Source organism: Sphingobacterium endophyticum (genome assembly GCF_009733535.1).
In the GTDB taxonomy this organism is placed as follows: domain Bacteria; phylum Bacteroidota; class Bacteroidia; order Sphingobacteriales; family Sphingobacteriaceae; genus Sphingobacterium; species Sphingobacterium endophyticum.
In genome coordinates, this window is sequence record NZ_SMMI01000018.1 from 62,436 (window position 1) to 81,223 (window position 18,788).

Below are 18,788 nucleotides of genomic sequence, written 5' to 3' on the forward strand. Positions count from 1 at the left end.
TTTTTTTAGTTATCTTTTTTCTTGCTGAGATCATAATCGATCCTCACATGGTAAATACTCTTCAACATAGCCTTGAAAATCTTAGCCGATTCTGATATCTCACGCATCGTTATATCCGCATTCTGGAATTGACGCTGCATAAGCTTATGATCAATGATTTTGTCGACCAAATTATTAATCGACTCCTCAGTCGGTTCCTTTAACGCTCTTGATGCAGCCTCCACTGAATCCGCCATCATCAATACCGCAGTTTCTTTCGAAAATGGCACCGGGCCCGGATACTTGAAAATAGACTCATCGATTACCTTATCTGGATTCTCCTTAATCGCCATATTGTAGAAATAATCCACCTTCGTCGTACCGTGGTGTGTACGGATAAAGTCGATCACAACTTCCGGCATTTGATTTTTCCTCGCCATCTCAATCCCCTTAAGCACGTGGGAAATAATAATCTGTGCACTTTGTTCTGGTGTCAGCTCCTCATGCGGGTTATCGTTGGTTTTTTGGTTCTCAATAAAATAGAGCGGGTTGATCATCTTACCAATATCATGGTACAGTGCTCCTGCACGAACTAAAAGAGGGTTTCCGCCGATTTTATAGATCGCTGCCTCAGCTAGATTTGCTACCTGTAATGAGTGCTGGAAAGTTCCTGGTGCTTTCAACGATAATTCGCGTAATAACCTGGAATTACTATTCGTCAATTCCATTAAGGTCAGGTCTGAAACAATACCGAACAGTTTCTCAAAAGCATAGATCAATGGATAGGCGAGTAGGGTAAGACCAACACTGACTGTGAACGGTAAAATATCCTGCCAATAGATCGTCGAAAACGACCCATTTCTTGTCAATACCAATCCCATATAGGCTAGGATATAGGTTCCGAGTATCAGAACACTGGAAACCAAAAATTGCTCCCGCTTCACTAGCGTACGGATGCTGTAGATGGCAACCATACCAGCCGTAAATTGTAGGAATACAAAATCAAAACTATTTGGGACAAATAGCCCGGCAATCAATACCATTAAGATATGAATGTTGAGCGCTATTCTCGTATCAAATAATAATCTGAAGATAATAGGAACACTACAATAAGGAATGTAGTACAAGCTAGGGATCTTGATTTTAATTGCCCAACTTAATACCCCTAACATGACAAGAATTACGATAAAGATGATGAAGAGGAGACGGTTGTTATTAAAGATATCCTTCCTGAAAAAATAAAGGAATACCATCAGCAATGCCATCGCCAAGGATATCAAGATAAAATGACCAAATGTTACTAAATTCTGCTCACCGCTTATCCTAGATTCATCTTCGAAAACTTTCCTCAACGATTCTAATTTCTGATAGGTATCGTTGTTGATAATTTTACTTTGTTCTGCAATCAGCTCATCTTTCTGTACCATCCCTCGGGTAGTCGAAATATTTGCCAATGCTGTTTGCTCCACCTTATTGGTTTGCGATTCGTTAAAGACAAAGTTGATATTTATGTAGTTCTTAAGAACTTCTGCCAACCATCGTTTATGCTCAATTAATTTATTCTTTTCTAATGCCCCAACAATATATTGATTTGCCGACTCAATCGTAAAGCAGTCTACTGTATTCTTTTGCTGAGCAATATTATCATGGACAAGGACAAAATTATACTCGAGTCCTGTAGGATCATTCTTTGTTGTATCGCTTCCCTTATTCTGGAACCTATTGTTTAAGGAGATCACTCCGCGTTCATAGATGTAATTCAATAGGGCAGTACCTACTTCCCGATAACTATTAATATTTACAGTTTCCGATGAATCTAATTGACTGGCTTGCCATTTTTCATTCAGGTCGGTATTGAACTGGTCAATCTGCTCTTTACTAGCTACATCGTTTAAATTATAGATAGGTTGAACCGTCTTTAAAATATACTGTTTATCACGCTCCATTTCCTCGGCAGTTTTCAGGACTGCAAAGTTGTATGGAGAAATCAGATTCTCATGGTTCCATGGTTTTCCTTTTTGATATTCATATCTAAACCGAGGTTGTTTAGGTAGAAATATACAGATTAGGATAATGGTCAATACCACCATCCCATATTTCCATAGGGTTGAGTTTTGCTGTAATTTATCCTTAGGGTAGTTAATCTTTAATTTCGCCACGTTCTTGTTTTAGTGATCTTAACAAACAAATGTAATTAATTTACCGCAAACAGTTCGGAATCTGTAAACCTATTTCAGTATAAGACAATGTAAAAGACAGTATGGTTACGTTTGGGTTTCAGTCGTGTTTTAGTCGTGTCTCGTCCGCATCTTGGCAGGACATTGTCCACAGCTCGTCCGCTTGTGAGCGGACGAGCTCCGGATAAGTTTTGGACAAGCTGTGGATGAGACACGAGCGAAACACGAGCAAAACCCGACTCGGACTCAACTGAGATATGATTTACGGATAGCCTTATTTGAATTAATAAATTATAATGAATTTCTAATAGGAAGGGCTTAAAAATACCCTTTAGCAGTTCTTGAATAAGAATTTGCAATTAATAAGTATGGTGGGATTTTATTCATATAAGCAAGATTCTTATTGGAATGAGAAAATGAATGTTATGTGAATGTAGAGATTGCTTTTAAAAGAGCTTGATGTTTCAATTAGAGGATAATACTTGTTATCTTTGCAGAAAATTTAAGACATGTCCACACAACAACACTTAATTGCACCTTCGGTATTGGCAGCAGATTTTGCGAATCTACAGCGAGATATTGAGATGGTGAATAATAGCGAAGCTGATTGGTTCCATATTGATATTATGGACGGTGTATTCGTTCCTAATATTTCCTTTGGTTTTCCGGTTATGAGCGCAATTGCAAAACATGCGAAGAAGCCAATGGATGTGCATTTGATGATTGTTGATCCTGACCGTTATTTAAAAATCTGTAAGGACAATGGTGCGGATATTATTACCGTGCATTATGAGGCTTGTACTCACTTACATCGCACATTAGCAGCGATTAAGGAGTTGGGATGTAAAGCAGGTGTTGCGTTGAATCCTCATACTCCGGTTTCATTATTGAAAGATGTGATTCAGGATATTGACCTAGTTTGTTTGATGTCTGTGAATCCAGGATTTGGTGGTCAGAAATTCATTGAGCGTACTTACAGTAAAATCAAGGAATTGCGCGCGTTAGCAATAGAGAACGGAACGGATGTATTGATCGAAATTGATGGGGGAGTTGGTCTATCGAATGCAGGGAAGTTATTAGCTGCAGGGGCGGACGTTTTAGTAGCTGGAAGCTTTGTGTTTACGGCCGAAAACCCTACACAAACGATTCAGGAACTGAAAGCTGTAGACCCTTCTGTTCAATCGGTTTAGGTCTATTGTTTAGAATATTTCCAAATTAGGTTGAGATGGCAGAATTGCAAATTAAACGCAGTTTTTTTTGTATTTTTGCGTAAATAGCTCAAAAAAGAGAGCAAATAGTTAAAATTTAATAAATCATATTAAACTACAAATAAATGGCTTTTGATATAGACATGATCAAAAAGGTTTATTCTCAATATGATGAGCGTATTAAATCTGCTCGTCAGGTTGTTGATAAACCATTGACTCTAGCTGAGAAAATTTTATATGCGCACCTTTGGGATGGTAACGCAACTGAGGCATACGAGCGTGGAAAATCATATGTTGATTTTGCACCGGATCGCGTAGCAATGCAAGATGCTACTGCACAGATGGCATTATTGCAGTTCATGCAAGCTGGCCGTCCGAAAGCAGCGGTTCCTTCAACTGTACACTGTGACCACTTGATTCAAGCGCGTGATGGAGCAGCTGAGGATTTAAATCGTGCTAAAAACGAAAGTTCTGAAGTATTTAACTTCTTAAGTTCAGTATCGAACAAATACGGTATTGGTTTCTGGAAACCAGGTGCTGGTATTATCCACCAAGTAGTATTGGAAAACTATGCTTTCCCAGGTGGTATGATGATCGGTACGGACTCACACACAGTAAATGCTGGTGGTTTAGGTATGGTAGCTATCGGTGTTGGTGGTGCTGATGCATGTGACGTGATGGCTGGATTACCATGGGAGCTTAAATTCCCTAAATTAATCGGTGTTAAATTAACTGGTAAATTATCAGGATGGGCAGCTCCAAAAGATGTAATCTTGAAAGTTGCTGGTATCTTAACTGTAAAAGGTGGTACTGGTGCAATCGTAGAATACTTCGGTGATGGTGCTGAATCATTATCATGTACTGGTAAAGGTACGATCTGTAACATGGGTGCTGAAATTGGTGCTACCACTTCAACATTCGGTTATGATGCTTCAATGGAGCGTTACTTACGTGCTACTGACCGTGCTGAAGTTGCTGATGCTGCAAATGCTATTAAAGAGCATTTAACTGCTGACCCTGAAGTTTATGCTAATCCTGAACAATACTTCGATCAATTGATCGAAATCAACTTATCGGAGTTGGAGCCTTCATTGAATGGTCCTTTTACTCCAGATTTGTATACTCCAATCTCACGTATGCGTGAAGAAGCTGGTAAAAACGGCTGGCCTACAAAAGTTGAATGGGGATTAATCGGTTCATGTACTAACTCTTCATACGAAGATTTATCACGTGCTGCTTCTATCGCTCGTCAAGCTGTTGAAAAAGGTCTAGTTACGAAAGCTGAATTTGGTATCAACCCAGGTTCTGAGCAAGTTCGTTTTACTGCTGACCGTGATGGTTTATTGAAAACTTTCGAAGATCTAAACGCGACGATCTTTACAAATGCATGTGGACCATGTATTGGTATGTGGGATCGTGCTGGTGCAGATAAACAAGAGAAAAACACAATCGTTCACTCATTCAACCGTAACTTTGCAAAACGTGCTGACGGTAACCCGAATACCTTTGCATTCGTAACATCACCAGAAATGGTTGCTGCGATTGCTATCTCTGGTGATTTAGGATTTAACCCATTGACAGATACGTTAACTAATAAAAACGGAGAGCAAGTGAAATTAGATCCTCCTACTGGTGATGAATTGCCAGAAAAAGGATTTGCAGTTGATGATCCAGGATATCAAGCTCCTGCGGCAGATGGATCTTCTGTTGTAGTTGAAGTAAGTCCTGAATCTGATCGTCTTCAGTTATTAGAGCCGTTTGCAGCTTGGGAAGGTACTGATCTTAAAGGTTTGAAATTATTGATCAAAGCTAAAGGAAAATGTACAACTGACCACATCTCTATGGCAGGTCCTTGGTTGAAATACCGTGGTCACTTAGACAACATCTCTAATAATATGTTGATCGGTGCGGTAAACTACTTCAACGAAAAAACTGACAAGGTGAAGAACCAATTGACTGGCGAGTACGGTCCGGTTCCTTCAACTCAACGTGACTATAAAGCACACGGAATCGGTTCGATCGTTGTTGGTGATGAAAACTATGGTGAAGGTTCATCTCGTGAACACGCAGCTATGGAACCTCGTCACTTAGGTGTTCGTGCGGTATTAGTGAAATCATTCGCTCGTATCCACGAAACTAACTTGAAAAAACAAGGGATGCTTGGTCTTACCTTCGCTAATAAAGATGATTACGATAAGATCAAAGAAGATGATACTATCGATATCATTGGATTAACTGAATTCACTCCTAATAAACCGCTTACATTGGTATTACACCATTCAGACGGTACATCAGAAGAAATTCTTGCTAACCACACTTACAACGAACAACAAATCGGTTGGTTCAAAGCTGGTGGTGCATTGAATATTATTCGATCGAGTCAGAAGTAGTATTTAGTATTAAGTAGTTAGTATTTAGACTAGCAACGGAATATAGTAGTTAGTATTAGACTACGACGAAATAAAGTGCTGTTCGAGAGGACAGCACTTTTTTTATTTAAGAATGAACTTTATCACCTAAACCACTTTTAACTATATTTGGAGAAAATGACAAAAGTATAAAACCGGTCAACTCTATTTAGAGATGGACAACTGTCTCGATTCTTTTGTCCTATGTCTAATATCTCCTTGTCTCTTCTTAAAAATCCCAGCGGGATGACATATCTATAGCCAGACTCGCAGGGTCTGGAATAAGCGTTAATTTCAAAACAACTCCGTAGGAGTGACGTGTTAGCTAGAGGTTTTAGAAATATGCCACACCTACGGCGTTGAATTCTGTGATGTAAAATAAATTTCTATAGACATTGCATCCCTATGGGATTCATTGGATATTCCATCCCTACAGGATTTGACAAATATATTATCCCTCTGGGATTTGAATATATCCTTTCAAACCATTGCTATTCTAACTCAATAGGAGGTTGAAAAAAAGTGTTTTGGGGGAATGTTATCTCCTAAACCACTTTTAACTATATTTGATATAAATGACAAAGTATATAACCGGCCAAGTCTATTTAGAGATGGAAAACTGTCTCTGTCTCTGTCTTTTGTCTTTTGTCTTATTTCTATATTTGATGAAAATGACAAAAATATAAAACCTGTCAACTCTATTCAGAGACAGGCCAACTGTCTAGGCTCTTATGTCTTTTGTCTTATGTCTTATGTCTATTAACCAAATGAACAGAAATCTAATGAAAAGCATAGCTTTAATAGCTATTTTAATGGGTTCAGTCCATATGAACTTAAATGCTCAAAAAATCCCTTACGAACTGGATGCAAAGAAAAATACTACGGTTACCTATCAGGAATTAGTAGACTATTATGCGAGTTTGTTGAAAGGACGTAAGGATGCAAAAATAATTGATGTAGGGCAGACGGATGTTGGTAAGCCATTGCAGGTTATCGTACTATCCAAGGATGGAGATTTTGATCCGAGACTTATTAAGGCCAAAGGAAAAGCGGTTATGTTGATCAATAATGGCATTCATCCGGGTGAGCCAGAAGGTATAGATGCGTCTATGATGTTTGTCAGGGATTTGTTAACGGAAAATAAGCTTCCTGATAATTTGGTGCTTTGTGTGATACCGGTTTACAATATTGCGGGCATGTTGAATAGGGGTGAGTCTAGGGTAAATCAGAATGGTCCTAATGAATATGGATTTCGTGGTTCAAGGCAACATTATGATTTGAACAGGGATTTTATAAAAGGAGATTCCAGGAATTCCAGACTGTTTCAAAAGATCTTTAATACATGGGATCCTGATGTTTTCTTAGATACCCATACGAGCAACGGTGCGGATTACCAATATGTAATGACTTTAATAGAGACGCATAAGGACAAATTGCATAAGGACCTGGCTCCATATATGAAGTCAAAATTCACAGATGAGCTTTATAAAAGGATGGAAAAGGTTGGATTTCCGATGGTTCCCTATGTTAATTCAAAAGGTGAAACTCCAGAGAGTGGCTTAGTTTCTTTTTTGGAAAGTCCTAGATATTCAACAGGTTATGCAGCATTACATAATACAATAGGTTATATGCCTGAAACGCATATGTGGAAACCGTACCAGCAAAGGGTGGAATCGACTTATGCATTGATGAAGAGCTTGTTCGATGTATCGGTTAAGGAATCTAAGGATTTGGTTGCTTTAAGGAAGAAGATTAAACAAATGGTGGTGGATCAGGTGGAATTTCCTGTGAGTTGGAGCTTGGACACTAGTCATGTAGATACCATTAATTTTATGGGTTTCGAATCCGGGAAAAAGAAGAGTGAGGTATCAGGAGAGGATCGATTATATTATGACCGGAGTAAGCCTTTTCAAAAACAAGTTCCATATTTCAGCAGCTACAAGCCAAATGTTGTCATCAAGAAACCAAAGGCTTATATTATACCACAGGCTTATGATCGATTAATCGAGTTGATGAAGACGAATTCAGTCATCATGAGGCAATTGGGGAATGATCAAGTGATTGATGTAGAAATGTATTATATCAGCAGTTATAAAACACAAAGCTCAGCTTATGAAGGTCATTTTCCACATCATTCTGTAGAAGTAAGCTCGAAGAAAATGAAGGTGCCTTTTTATGCAGGAGACTGGGTTGTAGAAACTAACCAGCCCATGAACCGATATATCGTTGAAACCTTAGAGCCGCAAGGAATGGATTCGTTTTTCAATTGGAACTTCTTTGACGCTATTCTATCCCAGAAAGAATATTTTTCGGCGTATATATTTGAAGATACAGCTGCAGAACTGTTAAAGAATGATTCGAAGCTTAAAAAAGATTTCGAGGACGCTAAAAAGGCTGATCCGAAATTAGCAGGGAGTGGAAGAGCGCAATTGGAATGGATATATAAAAGGACGCATCATTATGAGCATAATTACGGGTTGTATCCTGTAGGTCGATTACTTTAATATGTTTAAAACCTGTTGACAAAAGGCTGTCATTGCTGCTTTGTAGATTTGATTATTCAATCATTTAAAAGAAAAATTTATGAGCACACAAGCATTTTTGACTAAGGAAGAATTTTTAAACAATTGGCAAGGCCATAGAACCTTAACAAGAAAAACAATTGAAAAATTTCCAGAAAAGGATCTTTTTGAATTCAAGATAGGAGTAATGCGTCCATTTAGCGATATGATCAAGGAGTTGCTAAGTATCGGCATACCAGGTTTGGAAGATATTGTCAATAACAGAATCAGCAAATACAATCATAATTTACCATTTGATACCAAAAAGGCTTTATTAGCAGAATGGGATCGTCAAACTCCGTTGATTACAGAGTTCTATAATCAGATTTCAGAAGATAAATTAAAAGAAGATTTCAATTTATTTGGAGAGTTTAATTTTCCAATCAATCAAAACATTGTTTATTTTTTGGATAATGAGATTCACCATCGTTCTCAAGGATATGTTTATTTAAGAGCGCTTGGAATCGAACCGCCAATGTTTTGGGATCGGTGGTAGAAGGTTTTAAGATAAAAAAAAATCCACGTCGCAAGACGTGGAATATCAATTAGTGAATTATAACCTTCGTATTAGAATTGATTTATTTTTGTTCGTAAACTGAGTTTACTTCTGTGATTTTCCATCCGTCTTGATCTTGGATCATGGTCAAGTAGTCAGTACGTTTAAAGTTTGAGAAGTTTAAAGAAACCTTAGCTAGTGTATATTTTCCAGCAGTTTCAACAACTTGGTAGTCGGTGTCACAATTGAAGGTGATACCTTTTTGGATTTTCAACTGTTTGATATATGAAGCTCTAGCTATTGGAGCTTGTTTATATTCTGTATTGAATTTTTGGGTGAAATCTTTTCCGAAAAGATCGTCAACATGTTCAACATTTCCTTTTACCGTAGTGTTGATATATGCATCAACTACATTTTCTACGACTGCTGTGTTTAATTTGTCCTTGTCTTTATCAACTGCGAAAGCTGTAACTGAAGATGCGAATAATAGACCTGCGATTGCGAATGTTTTTACTAGATTTTTCATGACTTATTTTTTTTAGTGGTTGTACCTGTTATATGTTTTTATTTATTATTTCTTATTTGATACACCAAAGGTATAGTCAAAAAAGACGCTATAACAGGCCAAATAGGCCAGTTCTTACAGTTTCTCGGTAAAAGAAGGAGTTGACTCGGTGAAAAATCATAAGGGAATGAAGCGAATTTTCACCGATGAAAAATCAGGGTAATTGTTATTTAGATTGGAGCATTTTGTAGCGATGGTTCTTACCCCAGTACACCAATTGTTTGATAAGATCTTTCGAAGACCTGCCGTAATCCGTAATCCGATACTCTACTGTCTTAGGTTTGGTATTTAATTCTTCCCTCTCAACAAGCATGTTGACTTCAAGGTCTTTCAATTCTTTGGTCAATACCTTGGCAGAAATTCCTAATACTTCACGTTGGATCTTTTTAAATGTATTCACTTCTTTTTCACGGGTGATGAGATAGTGTAGTATCAATAATTTCCATTTTCCACCTAAAATATCAAGTGTATCTCGCATCGCCAATAAGTTTTCCGTACAGGTAGGGGGATCGTTCTTTAGTGCCTTCATGAGTTTATTAATAGAAATCAATAATCGGATTAATTACTACAATTTATCCAAAACTTAATAGGTTTCCAAATGGTAACTAGTTACCGGGAGGCAACTCATACTAAGTGAGCGAGTTAATACATTTTAATTTGTATTAACAAAAGAAAGTACAGCCATGAAAACTAGAAATATAGAAAAAGTATTACATCCGGGAACATTTAATTGGGTTGGTGATGCATTTTATTCCACATCATTTATCGGGAAAGACATTCCCAGAAAAAGGATGGATCCGTTTTTTGCATTAGGATATAATGCGGATATAGAATTTGAAAGTTCTGAGATACCAAGAGGTGTTGGAGCGCATCCACACAAGGGATTTGAAACGGTGACCTTGGCGTACAAAGGTAAAATTGCGCATGAAGACAGCATGGGCAACAAAGGAGTAATTAGCGAGGGAGATGTGCAATGGATGACTGCAGGTTCAGGAATTTTGCATCAAGAATATCATGAAGAGGAGTGGTCAAAAACTGGTGGACTATTTCAGATGGTCCAAATGTGGGTGAACTTGCCTGCTAAGGATAAAAATACAAAACCTCATTATCAGGATTTATTGGCAACAGAAATGACGAAAGTTAGCTTGGAGAATGAGGGAGGGGATATTCATGTAATAGCAGGAGAATATAAAGGTGCAAAAGGGAAAGCTACAACCTATTCGCCGATTCATTTATATAATGCCTATTTACATCAAGCTGGTAAGGCGGAGTTTACCCTACCTGAAGATTATAATACTGCTATTTTGATTTTGGAGGGCATGGTAAAAGTAAATGGTCATACAACATTAACGAAAGATAGTTTTGCTATGTTCGAAAATGGAGGCGGAGATACTTTTATGTTGGAAGGTGTTTCTGAAGATAGTATTATTTTGATCTTGAGCGGAAAACCATTGAACGAACCGGTTGCACATTATGGTCCTTTTGTTATGAACACACAAGAGGAGTTGGAGCAAGCCTTTCAAGAATTCAGAGAGGGGAAGTTTGGTGAGTTACGATAATTTTTTCAGCTTTTAGACGTATAATTCGGTCGCTGCAAAAATTCAATATAAGATCATCCGTTTCTTTTGGATCTTCTTGATTTATTAAAAAAGTATGGTTTTGACGGTAATCCGCAGGATAGAAAGTCAGTTCACTTAAGATATGGTCGTCTGATAGATGTTCAGTAGATGGATCATTATTTTGGAAATAGGAATAATGATATGCTGTGAATATAATTTTAGAAAAGGGTAATTCTGCAGAAATATTATTGTTTAACCTTTGGAAAGGGATAATGATTTGGTCAGGATGAACCTCAAGATTGCTAATTGAAAAATTATAACAGTTGTGAAGGTCTATTTCAAAGCCTTCATAGCATAAATAAATTAAGTTCTTAATCTTAAAGTTCGTAAGCATAACTAAATATAATAAAAAAGGAAGCCGCACCCAATTGGGTACGGCTTCTTTACTAATATTTAATTGAGATTAGAAGCTAATTACATAGCTTGCGTATGATTTTGAAGTTAAACTGTTGTTTGATTTCACATCAACCTGAAAAGAATTGTTTTCAATTTTTTCAGGACGATTTATAGTAAACTGACCATTATCAATAGAGGTATGAATCAATTCGTCATTGATTAAGATTTCTAAATGATCATTAGTCTGATCACCGGACAATTTGAAGGTAAAATCAGTTTTGGTATTAGAAATTAATTCAAGTTTACCTTTTGGGTCAGCTTGAGGAATTTCCATTTGATTGATATTTAATTCTGAAGGAATTTCTTTGGTTTCAGGGTTTCCAAAAAGTAAACTTCCGATAAACATGGCTGAAAAAAATAGTTCATTCATAAGTTTTGAATTTTGTTATATGTTTAATTAATCTATTGTAATAACGATGTTACAAATTAGATTATTGCATTTACTATGCCAAAAGTGAGTTTTTAAGGTTTTTTAACAGGTATAAAAATAAAAATCCTGAGCTGGGGAAGCTCAGGATTTTACCAAACCAATTATTAACCTAAATTATGAAATTACTCTTTTATTACTCTTTGCTATTATTAACGCAATCAAAATACATATGTTATGTACAGCGATATTGATTAACAATTTTTAACAAAGAATTATTGAGTTTCAGTAATTCTGGTAAATAATTTATTTATCTCTTAAAACTAAGTTTTTAGCGAAGTAAGCCATTGGGAAATAAGCGAAAACCAAATCGACGAATGTGTACCAGATAGGTGAAGGCAACATAAAAATAGAAGCCAATCCGCCTAAATAGAAAAACACAGCAATTATCATAGCGTAAGTTAGCTTATTGTTAGGTGCGATCCATGAAGCAACTAAAGCACCTGCGAAGGTTCCTAAAGCATGAGCTAAAAAGGGGAATAGAAAATGCTTTGGTTCAAAAAGATGCATAGCAGCGCTCAATCCTTCGGCTGTACTTACATCTGCACCCTCAGGTGGTGGAATTACATTTGGACTAATATTGATAAGTGCCATATTAACAACACTTCCGATTACTATACCTAAAACAACAGCTAGGATCTTTCTAAAAATGGGATTCATTTGGATTAATAAATTATTTGATTAGAATGCAAATGTATATCAAAATCCAATTGAAAAACCAGTTGTTAAAAAATAATGTTTTGTTAAGAATTAAATCTGTATTAAAAATGCTGATTATTGTGATAGTTTTATTTTAGCAGTTTCAACGGAATCAAGAAAATTGACTGATTTACCTTTGTTGCTTTCAAAAATAAAATCCTTTAAACTCTTACTATCATATTTGCTGAAGTTACCAACAATTGCCAGCCTTACTCGGTATGTAGAAAATTTTTGGAGAATTTCACCAGCGATTTTAGTTTTCAGGTTGAAAAAATCTGGATGAATATTTTTTTCATGAATAATTAATCTGTCATAACCCTGATAATAAATATCGCCCATTACATCTTTTCCGTCTTCAGCTGTTTTCCAGATGTAATCATTCGCTCTTATTTCAGCAATTTGCTGATTATTAAGTGAATGTTTAATCAATTCCATTTTTTTATTTGTTTTTCGTCATAAACATAATAAATCTCTTGGAATAAAGAGGATAGATTTGGAGCAATAAATGATTAGGAAAGAAAAAGAAACCCCGCTTAAGGGATCTAAACGGGGTAAGGTATAAAGATAATAGTTATTTTGATTTTCCTTTTAATGTGCAGCTTTCTTTCTGCAGGTTGATATTCCAAGCAAACTGTATAATGGGCAGAAGCCAATTAAGCTAGTCAGAATGAATATGCCAGCTACAACTAATAGAACGATAGCTAAGGTTCCAGAAATAATTTTTGTAAAGAATAATACAGCAATAATAATAGCTAATATTATTCTAATTGTTTTGTCTTGTGAACCCATATTTGTTTTCATAGATTTTTGATTTTGGGTTGAACACTAAAACAAAAATGCTATATATATAGGTGTTTGTCAGTGACTTTTATCACATTGGAGAGAAAATTTCTACTTTATTTCTAAAAAGTTTCAAAATACCTTTTTGTTCCAACTGTTTTAACAATCTAGAAATAACTTCTCGCGAGGTAGAGAGCTCATTAGCAATCTCTTGATGGGTAATGTGAAGTATATTAGATTGAACAGCAGCAGATTTAATTTTTAAATATTCGATAAGTCTTTCATCAATTTTTTTGAAGGCAACGCTGTCTAAGGCATTTATGATTTCATCATAACGATTGTCCATGGTACGAAGTACGAACATCCTCCAGCTGGCATAACTGTCATACCATTTTGTTGAGATAGAGGAGGGGATAGCAATAAGTTCAACTCGTTCCTCAGCAATAGCTTTGATATTGCTTAATTTGTTCATTAATGATGTGGAAAGGGATACTGCGCAGCTTTGCCCTGATTTGATATAATATAAAATCAATTCATTTCCTTCACTAGTTTCTCTAATTACTTTAATCGTACCCTTAATCAAAAGTGGGATCACCTTTATATATTTATTGGGCTCGACTATCAAATCGCCAGGATTAAATTCTAATCTGGTACCAACCTGATCAAATTCTGCCCGAAGTCCCTGCTCTAGAAGAAAATCAAATTTCTTGTTTATCATTTTGAAAATAGTTGTGTGAATACTTGATGATGAAACTATATTAATGTTTAAACAATAAATATAGATAATGGGAAAATAAGTCCATCTTTATCTATCCAAAATATAAAAAATATTAGGATTTCGGCTACAAAGTATGGCTTAATTGGATTAATATTTGCTTTAAATATTAATATTAGCCATTAATTTGTCCTGATAATAAAAAAAATCTTTAAGTTGAACAGAAATTTAATTGAGTTAAAGAAATCGGTAATTACTTTACATTTTTAAGATCAAGTAAATAACTGTTGCTATTGTATTCAAAATAATAACCACGATTTACAATTGTAAGTAAGTTTGTTCAATAATTTCTTTAAAATGATTATAGCCATTGTTGCTATTCTTCATCTAAACATTGACTCCAAAGATATAACCCACTAATGCTGATAATCCCATGGCGATTGTTCCCCAAATGACAATTCTTATCACGGCTTTTGATATACTAGATCCACCCGTTTTTGCTGATACTGCACCTAATATTATTAGGGAGAGAATAGTAAAACCATAAAGGTAGTATTCCATATTATTTACAGGGGCAAAAAAGACAACGAGCAGCGGCAAGATTCCTCCTGCGGTAAAAGCGGCTCCAGATGCTAATGCAGCCTGAATAGGATTAGCCTGATTAATTTCTGTAATTCCGAGTTCATCCCTGACATGGGCAGCTAATGCATCTTGATCTGTTAATTCTTTTGCCACGAGTAAAGCTGTTTCTTGTTTTAGACCACGCTGTTCATAAATTCTGGCTAACATTTGGAGTTCAAGTTCTGGCATTTCGGCTAATTCTGCTGCTTCTCTTTTAATATCAGCCTTTTCAATGTCTGTTAGTGAACTTACTGAAACGTATTCTCCTGCTGCCATAGATAAAGCTCCAGCCACCACACTGGCAATGGTTGCCAAAAGGATAGGATCCTTGGTACTACTCGCCGTCGCGATACCAATTGCCAGACTAGATACTGAAATTATACCATCGTTCGCACCTAAAACCGCTGCTCTAAGCCAATTGCTGCGATTTATATAATGAGGGTCTAGGTAGTTTTCTAAGGTTAGCATTTTTGTTTTTTTTAAAATAGATGAATATTTTTATAGTTTAAATTTTGGTTGATATATATTTTTTGAAAATGATACAACTTCTTTAAAAAGATCTTTTAACAATTCTAAGTTGGATATTAAAGATTTTTTAGAAGTTAAGATATTAACAATTTTTTGATTCAATCTTTTGGGACAAATTGATAATTTTTCTAAAATTTCAGGAGCATTCTTGTCTCCAATTGGATAGACTTCATTTAATGCAAAGAGGCCGTTTACTAATGATTTTAATGTCCTGCTGAAACAGCCGAACGTATTATAATAATCTTCGTTATTCGCATATTGAAATGCCATCTTTATGCTGAATTCTGCCGACCATAAAGAATCTTGGATAATGGTATTCTTTAGAGATTCAGGATATGTCTTAATCAATGATTTCAGGTATATGAGAATATTCTGGGGATCATATTGAGGAATACAGTTTTCTATTTCTGCCAAATAGAAGATAGATGAGAAGCCAAAAGGAGGCTGTTGGTCAAAATTATTTTCCCAGATACCATCTTGAGCGTTTTGGATAGTTCTTCTGACTTGATTGATGTTTCTGTAAAGAAAATCTACTTTCCCTGCAGAGGTTTCAATCCACGCACCTCCGTTTACCCAAGGCCCCCATTCATAAAAATCAGTAACTACAGGCGTTTTATCTACTGCATATTTTTTTGCAACTAATTTAATTTCATCTATTGAAAAGGGATGGTTTTCATGATAGTATATGCCTATATCCAAGTCAGAATTAGAAGTTGCTCTACCTGTTGCATATGAACCTCCTAGGACAATGGCAGAAATATTATCGATTTTTTGCAGATCTGAACAGATATTTTCTAATGTTTTTTGCTTTTCAGGAGGTATGAGCATCATCGTTTATTCCTCTAATTTGACTTTTATGGCATTCAACAATCTTTTTTCAAAATCCTTGATAACATTTTGTGCCCAAAAATTGGCATAGAAATTCATTTTGGATTTCAATAGGTAATCACAACTTAATTGGACTTTTGTTTGATTTGTCGAAATTGGAGTCAGTGTATAGGAGATATTATTAAACCTAAAAAAATCACCTTTTAAAATATGATTGTCTGTGGGTTTGTTCCTTAAAAGAGATTTGGAAAGATCAATTTTAAAATTGACAAATTCATTTAGTTTCATTTCACTTATAGTCTCATATAATTGCAATCCATCAGTAAACTTTCCTATTCTATAAATTGTTGAATCATTTTTATATAATTTGGATTCAATTGGTCTTGGAATACCAATGAATTGATAGAATCCATCTTGGTAATGAATATTAGATAATTTGGGTACTTCTATCAAATTGGGAAAGATTTCAGCGCTGGGTTTATCAATAACGAGGAAATAAGATACTTTATAGTTTTCAGATATATCTGGAAATGAATTTTCTATGGGTAATAGGATCAATGGAAGCAAAAGAATAGAATAAAGTCGGTTGTTGTTCCGATCTTTTTTGAGAAAATATCTTACTAATAAAGCTACAGTTCCTGTTATTAATAAATAGGGAATTCCGAGAATTAAGAGACAAAATGTGTCTTCTAATTTGGTGACAACTGCTAATAAATAGAATAAGAATATTGCTAAAAAAGGGAAAAAGAATGATTTTATTGCTGATCTTCTTATGTCCTCAGATAAAATAATCGGAAGAAGTGATATGATAATAGGTGTAACAATAAAGAATGTGATTGAAAAGACATCACTAACTTCATTAAAAGAAGATTCATCTAAGAATATTCTCACTAATAGGCCATATAAAGCAGCTACTATTATTCCAAAATATTCATTGCTATATATTTTTTTAAGATCCATTGATTGATAGTGATTTATTCTCTTGAAGTTAACCAAGATTGAGGATGCTTGCAAGTAGGAAGAGTAAAAAATTGGAGTTGAGATGAATAAATTAAAGTTTATTAAATTTATTTTTAGAATTATGGTGATAGTTTCATAAAAATTGGAACATGTAATAAAAAGAGATTTATATGGAAGATGTTTGCAGTTCAAATGTAGCAAAGGACCGAGAATCACATTTCTTAGATTTATATCAAATCGCCTTTCCGGTAATTGCTAAATATGTAAGTCGAATGGGTGGTAGTTTTGAGGAAGCAAAAGACGTTTTTCAGGATGCTATGATTGTGTATTATGAAAAAAACAAGATCATCCCATTGTTGAATGATAGCGCTTATTTGGTGGGAATTTCCAAGAACTTATGGTTAAAGCGATATAGGGATAATTATCAACATACGATATCATTAGATAAGGTTCAGACAGATATTATGTCTGAGGAGGATTTAATGCCTGTCAGCAAGCGTCTGATGCGTTTTTTGGAAGTGGCTGGTGAGAAATGCATGAAACTCCTAAAGGCTTTCTATTATGATCAAATTCCATTGACAGAAATCGCAGGACAATTTGGATTCTCAGGTACTAGAAGCGCGACTGTTCAGAAATATAAATGTTTAGAAAAGGTAAGAGAAACTGTTAAAGAAAAAGCACTGGAATATGATGACTTCATGGAATGAAACGAAACGGATAGATGATTATTTGTTAGGAAAATTACCGGTGAATGAGGCATTGCTATTTGATGTTCAGCTATTGATCGATGAGGAGTTGGAAGCTAATGTTAAATCACAACAAAGATCTTATGAGATTATACGTCAGTTTGGTCGTGCGCAGCTGAGAAATGAATTAGAGGCCGTTCAGCAAAAACTGTTTACAGATCCTAAGTATACGAGCTTTAAGCAAAAGATAGTTCAGCTATTTAAAAAACCTTAAAATCCCTTAAACTATGCAAATCGATAAAAATGAGTTCCGCAAATTTGCGGTAGGGCATTGCTATGTCCAAAAAGATCGTGTTGACAATTATATTTCAGCGATCGATAATGCTCAAATCCCAGTGGCGATGACACCTTACATAACCGAAGAGCGGGAATTGAGAGTTTCACAAATGGATGTGTTTTCAAGGTTAATGATTGACCGGATTATTTTTATGGGAGTACCTGTTGACGCCAATATTGCCAATATTGTACAGGCTCAATTACTATTCCTCCAGTCAGTTGATCCTAAGAAGGATATTCATATGTATGTCAATTCACCAGGGGGTGAGATTTATGCTGGATTGGGTATTTATGATACGATGCAATTAGTAGGTCCAGATGTGGCCACCATTTGTACGGGAATGGCATTCTCCTTTGGAGCGGTTCTTCTGTGCGGGGGTGCTGCGGGGAAACGTGCTGCCTTGAAACATTCTCGGGTAATGTTACATCAGCCTCTTGGTGGGGTTCAAGGTCAAGCATCGGACATCGAAATTACAGCTAAGCAAGTTTTGAAATTAAAAACAGAACTGTATGAAATCATTGCCAAACATAGTGGTCAAACCTATCAAAAGGTGCATGATGTAAGCGATAGAGATTATTGGATGACTGCTGAGGAAGCTAAAGAATTTGGTGTAATTGATGAAATACTCTAATTATGAAATGAAGATTGGCCAGCTTCATGATTCCTTTATTCATTATTGGGATCATACCGAAAGTTTGGGGGGTAAAGATTTTTAAGCATACAATTTCATCACTCTGTACAGAAAGAATGTCGTGTCCCTTACGCCACGAAAGACGCTCCTGAAAGCTTTAAGTTTTG

The 18,788-nt window shown here is 35.7% G+C and carries 20 protein-coding genes; 8 read left to right on the top strand and 12 right to left on the bottom strand.

Annotated features, from left to right (window positions below; genetic code table 11):
* Positions 1-5 precede the first annotated feature (5 nt).
* Complete coding sequence (locus E0Y80_RS17710) at positions 6-2,138, bottom strand: HD family phosphohydrolase (protein ID WP_156309007.1); 2,133 nt, start codon at positions 2,136-2,138, stop codon at positions 6-8.
* Positions 2,139-2,665: 527 nt separating this feature from the next.
* Here E0Y80_RS17710 and rpe point away from each other — a divergent pair.
* From rpe to E0Y80_RS17730, 4 genes are all read left to right on the top strand, one after another.
* Positions 2,666-3,346, top strand: coding sequence for a ribulose-phosphate 3-epimerase (gene rpe, locus E0Y80_RS17715; RefSeq protein ID WP_156309008.1), 681 nt, complete (start codon positions 2,666-2,668; stop codon positions 3,344-3,346).
* Between the two features lie 143 nt (positions 3,347-3,489).
* Entirely contained in the window at positions 3,490-5,754 is a 2,265-nt protein-coding gene (locus tag E0Y80_RS17720) for an aconitate hydratase (RefSeq protein WP_156309009.1), read from the top strand.
* A gap of 800 nt (positions 5,755-6,554) precedes the next feature.
* Positions 6,555-8,276, top strand: coding sequence for a M14 family zinc carboxypeptidase (locus E0Y80_RS17725; protein WP_156309033.1), 1,722 nt, complete (start codon positions 6,555-6,557; stop codon positions 8,274-8,276).
* A 79-nt stretch (positions 8,277-8,355) separates the two neighbouring features.
* Positions 8,356-8,829 carry a DinB family protein gene (locus tag E0Y80_RS17730; RefSeq protein ID WP_156309010.1) on the top strand — a complete coding sequence of 158 codons (474 nt, stop codon included), beginning with the start codon at positions 8,356-8,358 and terminating at the stop codon, positions 8,827-8,829.
* A gap of 82 nt (positions 8,830-8,911) precedes the next feature.
* On the opposite strand, the gene E0Y80_RS17735 is transcribed toward E0Y80_RS17730, so the two are convergent.
* Entirely contained in the window at positions 8,912-9,355 is a 444-nt protein-coding gene (locus tag E0Y80_RS17735) for a nuclear transport factor 2 family protein (RefSeq protein WP_156309011.1), read from the bottom strand.
* A gap of 205 nt (positions 9,356-9,560) precedes the next feature.
* Positions 9,561-9,923: a winged helix-turn-helix transcriptional regulator gene (locus E0Y80_RS17740; RefSeq protein WP_156309012.1), complete on the bottom strand. Its 363-nt coding sequence runs from the start codon at positions 9,921-9,923 to the stop codon at positions 9,561-9,563.
* 154 nt (positions 9,924-10,077) lie between these two features.
* On the opposite strand from E0Y80_RS17740, the gene E0Y80_RS17745 reads away from it, so the two are divergent.
* Positions 10,078-10,953 (top strand): pirin family protein, encoded by an 876-nt coding sequence (locus tag E0Y80_RS17745; RefSeq protein WP_156309013.1) that lies wholly within the window; start codon positions 10,078-10,080, stop codon positions 10,951-10,953.
* Here E0Y80_RS17745 and E0Y80_RS17750 read toward each other — a convergent pair.
* From E0Y80_RS17750 to E0Y80_RS17790, 9 genes are all read right to left on the bottom strand, one after another.
* Positions 10,922-11,347 carry a hypothetical protein gene (locus tag E0Y80_RS17750; RefSeq protein WP_156309014.1) on the bottom strand — a complete coding sequence of 142 codons (426 nt, stop codon included), beginning with the start codon at positions 11,345-11,347 and terminating at the stop codon, positions 10,922-10,924. The two genes, E0Y80_RS17745 and E0Y80_RS17750, sit on opposite strands and share 32 nt — an antisense overlap.
* A gap of 69 nt (positions 11,348-11,416) precedes the next feature.
* Positions 11,417-11,779: a hypothetical protein gene (locus E0Y80_RS17755; protein WP_156309015.1), complete on the bottom strand. Its 363-nt coding sequence runs from the start codon at positions 11,777-11,779 to the stop codon at positions 11,417-11,419.
* A gap of 303 nt (positions 11,780-12,082) precedes the next feature.
* The gene (locus E0Y80_RS17760; RefSeq protein WP_156309016.1) at positions 12,083-12,496 is read right to left on the bottom strand and encodes a hypothetical protein; all 414 of its coding nucleotides are present in this window, start codon (positions 12,494-12,496) and stop codon (positions 12,083-12,085) included.
* A 114-nt stretch (positions 12,497-12,610) separates the two neighbouring features.
* Positions 12,611-12,970 carry a DUF4180 domain-containing protein gene (locus E0Y80_RS17765; protein ID WP_156309017.1) on the bottom strand — a complete coding sequence of 120 codons (360 nt, stop codon included), beginning with the start codon at positions 12,968-12,970 and terminating at the stop codon, positions 12,611-12,613.
* 153 nt (positions 12,971-13,123) lie between these two features.
* Positions 13,124-13,336 carry a YgaP family membrane protein gene (locus tag E0Y80_RS17770; RefSeq protein ID WP_156309018.1) on the bottom strand — a complete coding sequence of 71 codons (213 nt, stop codon included), beginning with the start codon at positions 13,334-13,336 and terminating at the stop codon, positions 13,124-13,126.
* Positions 13,337-13,406: 70 nt separating this feature from the next.
* Positions 13,407-14,033 carry a Crp/Fnr family transcriptional regulator gene (locus E0Y80_RS17775; RefSeq protein WP_156309019.1) on the bottom strand — a complete coding sequence of 209 codons (627 nt, stop codon included), beginning with the start codon at positions 14,031-14,033 and terminating at the stop codon, positions 13,407-13,409.
* A 384-nt stretch (positions 14,034-14,417) separates the two neighbouring features.
* Positions 14,418-15,119 carry a VIT1/CCC1 transporter family protein gene (locus tag E0Y80_RS17780; RefSeq protein WP_156309020.1) on the bottom strand — a complete coding sequence of 234 codons (702 nt, stop codon included), beginning with the start codon at positions 15,117-15,119 and terminating at the stop codon, positions 14,418-14,420.
* Positions 15,120-15,149: 30 nt separating this feature from the next.
* Positions 15,150-16,010 carry a nucleotidyltransferase domain-containing protein gene (locus E0Y80_RS17785; RefSeq protein ID WP_156309021.1) on the bottom strand — a complete coding sequence of 287 codons (861 nt, stop codon included), beginning with the start codon at positions 16,008-16,010 and terminating at the stop codon, positions 15,150-15,152.
* A 3-nt stretch (positions 16,011-16,013) separates the two neighbouring features.
* Positions 16,014-16,967: a hypothetical protein gene (locus E0Y80_RS17790; RefSeq protein ID WP_156309022.1), complete on the bottom strand. Its 954-nt coding sequence runs from the start codon at positions 16,965-16,967 to the stop codon at positions 16,014-16,016.
* A gap of 170 nt (positions 16,968-17,137) precedes the next feature.
* Between E0Y80_RS17790 and E0Y80_RS17795 the strand changes: the two genes are divergently transcribed.
* The 3 genes from E0Y80_RS17795 to E0Y80_RS17805 are packed head-to-tail and all read left to right on the top strand — an operon-like array spanning position 17,138 to position 18,621.
* Positions 17,138-17,674, top strand: coding sequence for an RNA polymerase sigma factor (locus tag E0Y80_RS17795; RefSeq protein ID WP_156309023.1), 537 nt, complete (start codon positions 17,138-17,140; stop codon positions 17,672-17,674).
* Positions 17,655-17,927 carry a hypothetical protein gene (locus tag E0Y80_RS17800; protein ID WP_156309024.1) on the top strand — a complete coding sequence of 91 codons (273 nt, stop codon included), beginning with the start codon at positions 17,655-17,657 and terminating at the stop codon, positions 17,925-17,927. The genes E0Y80_RS17795 and E0Y80_RS17800 overlap by 20 nt, the downstream gene beginning before the upstream one ends.
* 13 nt (positions 17,928-17,940) lie before the next feature.
* A complete protein-coding gene (locus E0Y80_RS17805; RefSeq protein WP_156309025.1) occupies positions 17,941-18,621 on the top strand; it encodes an ATP-dependent Clp protease proteolytic subunit in 681 nt (226 codons plus the stop codon).
* Positions 18,622-18,788 lie beyond the last annotated feature (167 nt).

Coding starts and splice junctions, on each gene's coding strand:
- E0Y80_RS17765 (WP_156309017.1), bottom strand. CDS start 12,970: ATGGAATTGATTAAACATTCACTTAATAATCAGCAAATTGCTGAAATA.
- E0Y80_RS17800 (WP_156309024.1), top strand. CDS start 17,655: ATGATGACTTCATGGAATGAAACGAAACGGATAGATGATTATTTGTTA.
- rpe (WP_156309008.1), top strand. CDS start 2,666: ATGTCCACACAACAACACTTAATTGCACCTTCGGTATTGGCAGCAGAT.
- E0Y80_RS17790 (WP_156309022.1), bottom strand. CDS start 16,967: ATGGATCTTAAAAAAATATATAGCAATGAATATTTTGGAATAATAGTA.
- E0Y80_RS17805 (WP_156309025.1), top strand. CDS start 17,941: ATGCAAATCGATAAAAATGAGTTCCGCAAATTTGCGGTAGGGCATTGC.
- E0Y80_RS17785 (WP_156309021.1), bottom strand. CDS start 16,010: ATGATGCTCATACCTCCTGAAAAGCAAAAAACATTAGAAAATATCTGT.
- E0Y80_RS17720 (WP_156309009.1), top strand. CDS start 3,490: ATGGCTTTTGATATAGACATGATCAAAAAGGTTTATTCTCAATATGAT.
- E0Y80_RS17780 (WP_156309020.1), bottom strand. CDS start 15,119: ATGCTAACCTTAGAAAACTACCTAGACCCTCATTATATAAATCGCAGC.
- E0Y80_RS17740 (WP_156309012.1), bottom strand. CDS start 9,923: ATGAAGGCACTAAAGAACGATCCCCCTACCTGTACGGAAAACTTATTG.
- E0Y80_RS17775 (WP_156309019.1), bottom strand. CDS start 14,033: ATGATAAACAAGAAATTTGATTTTCTTCTAGAGCAGGGACTTCGGGCA.
- E0Y80_RS17760 (WP_156309016.1), bottom strand. CDS start 12,496: ATGAATCCCATTTTTAGAAAGATCCTAGCTGTTGTTTTAGGTATAGTA.
- E0Y80_RS17725 (WP_156309033.1), top strand. CDS start 6,555: ATGAAAAGCATAGCTTTAATAGCTATTTTAATGGGTTCAGTCCATATG.
- E0Y80_RS17735 (WP_156309011.1), bottom strand. CDS start 9,355: ATGAAAAATCTAGTAAAAACATTCGCAATCGCAGGTCTATTATTCGCA.
- E0Y80_RS17730 (WP_156309010.1), top strand. CDS start 8,356: ATGAGCACACAAGCATTTTTGACTAAGGAAGAATTTTTAAACAATTGG.
- E0Y80_RS17795 (WP_156309023.1), top strand. CDS start 17,138: ATGGAAGATGTTTGCAGTTCAAATGTAGCAAAGGACCGAGAATCACAT.
- E0Y80_RS17750 (WP_156309014.1), bottom strand. CDS start 11,347: ATGCTTACGAACTTTAAGATTAAGAACTTAATTTATTTATGCTATGAA.
- E0Y80_RS17745 (WP_156309013.1), top strand. CDS start 10,078: ATGAAAACTAGAAATATAGAAAAAGTATTACATCCGGGAACATTTAAT.
- E0Y80_RS17770 (WP_156309018.1), bottom strand. CDS start 13,336: ATGAAAACAAATATGGGTTCACAAGACAAAACAATTAGAATAATATTA.
- E0Y80_RS17755 (WP_156309015.1), bottom strand. CDS start 11,779: ATGAATGAACTATTTTTTTCAGCCATGTTTATCGGAAGTTTACTTTTT.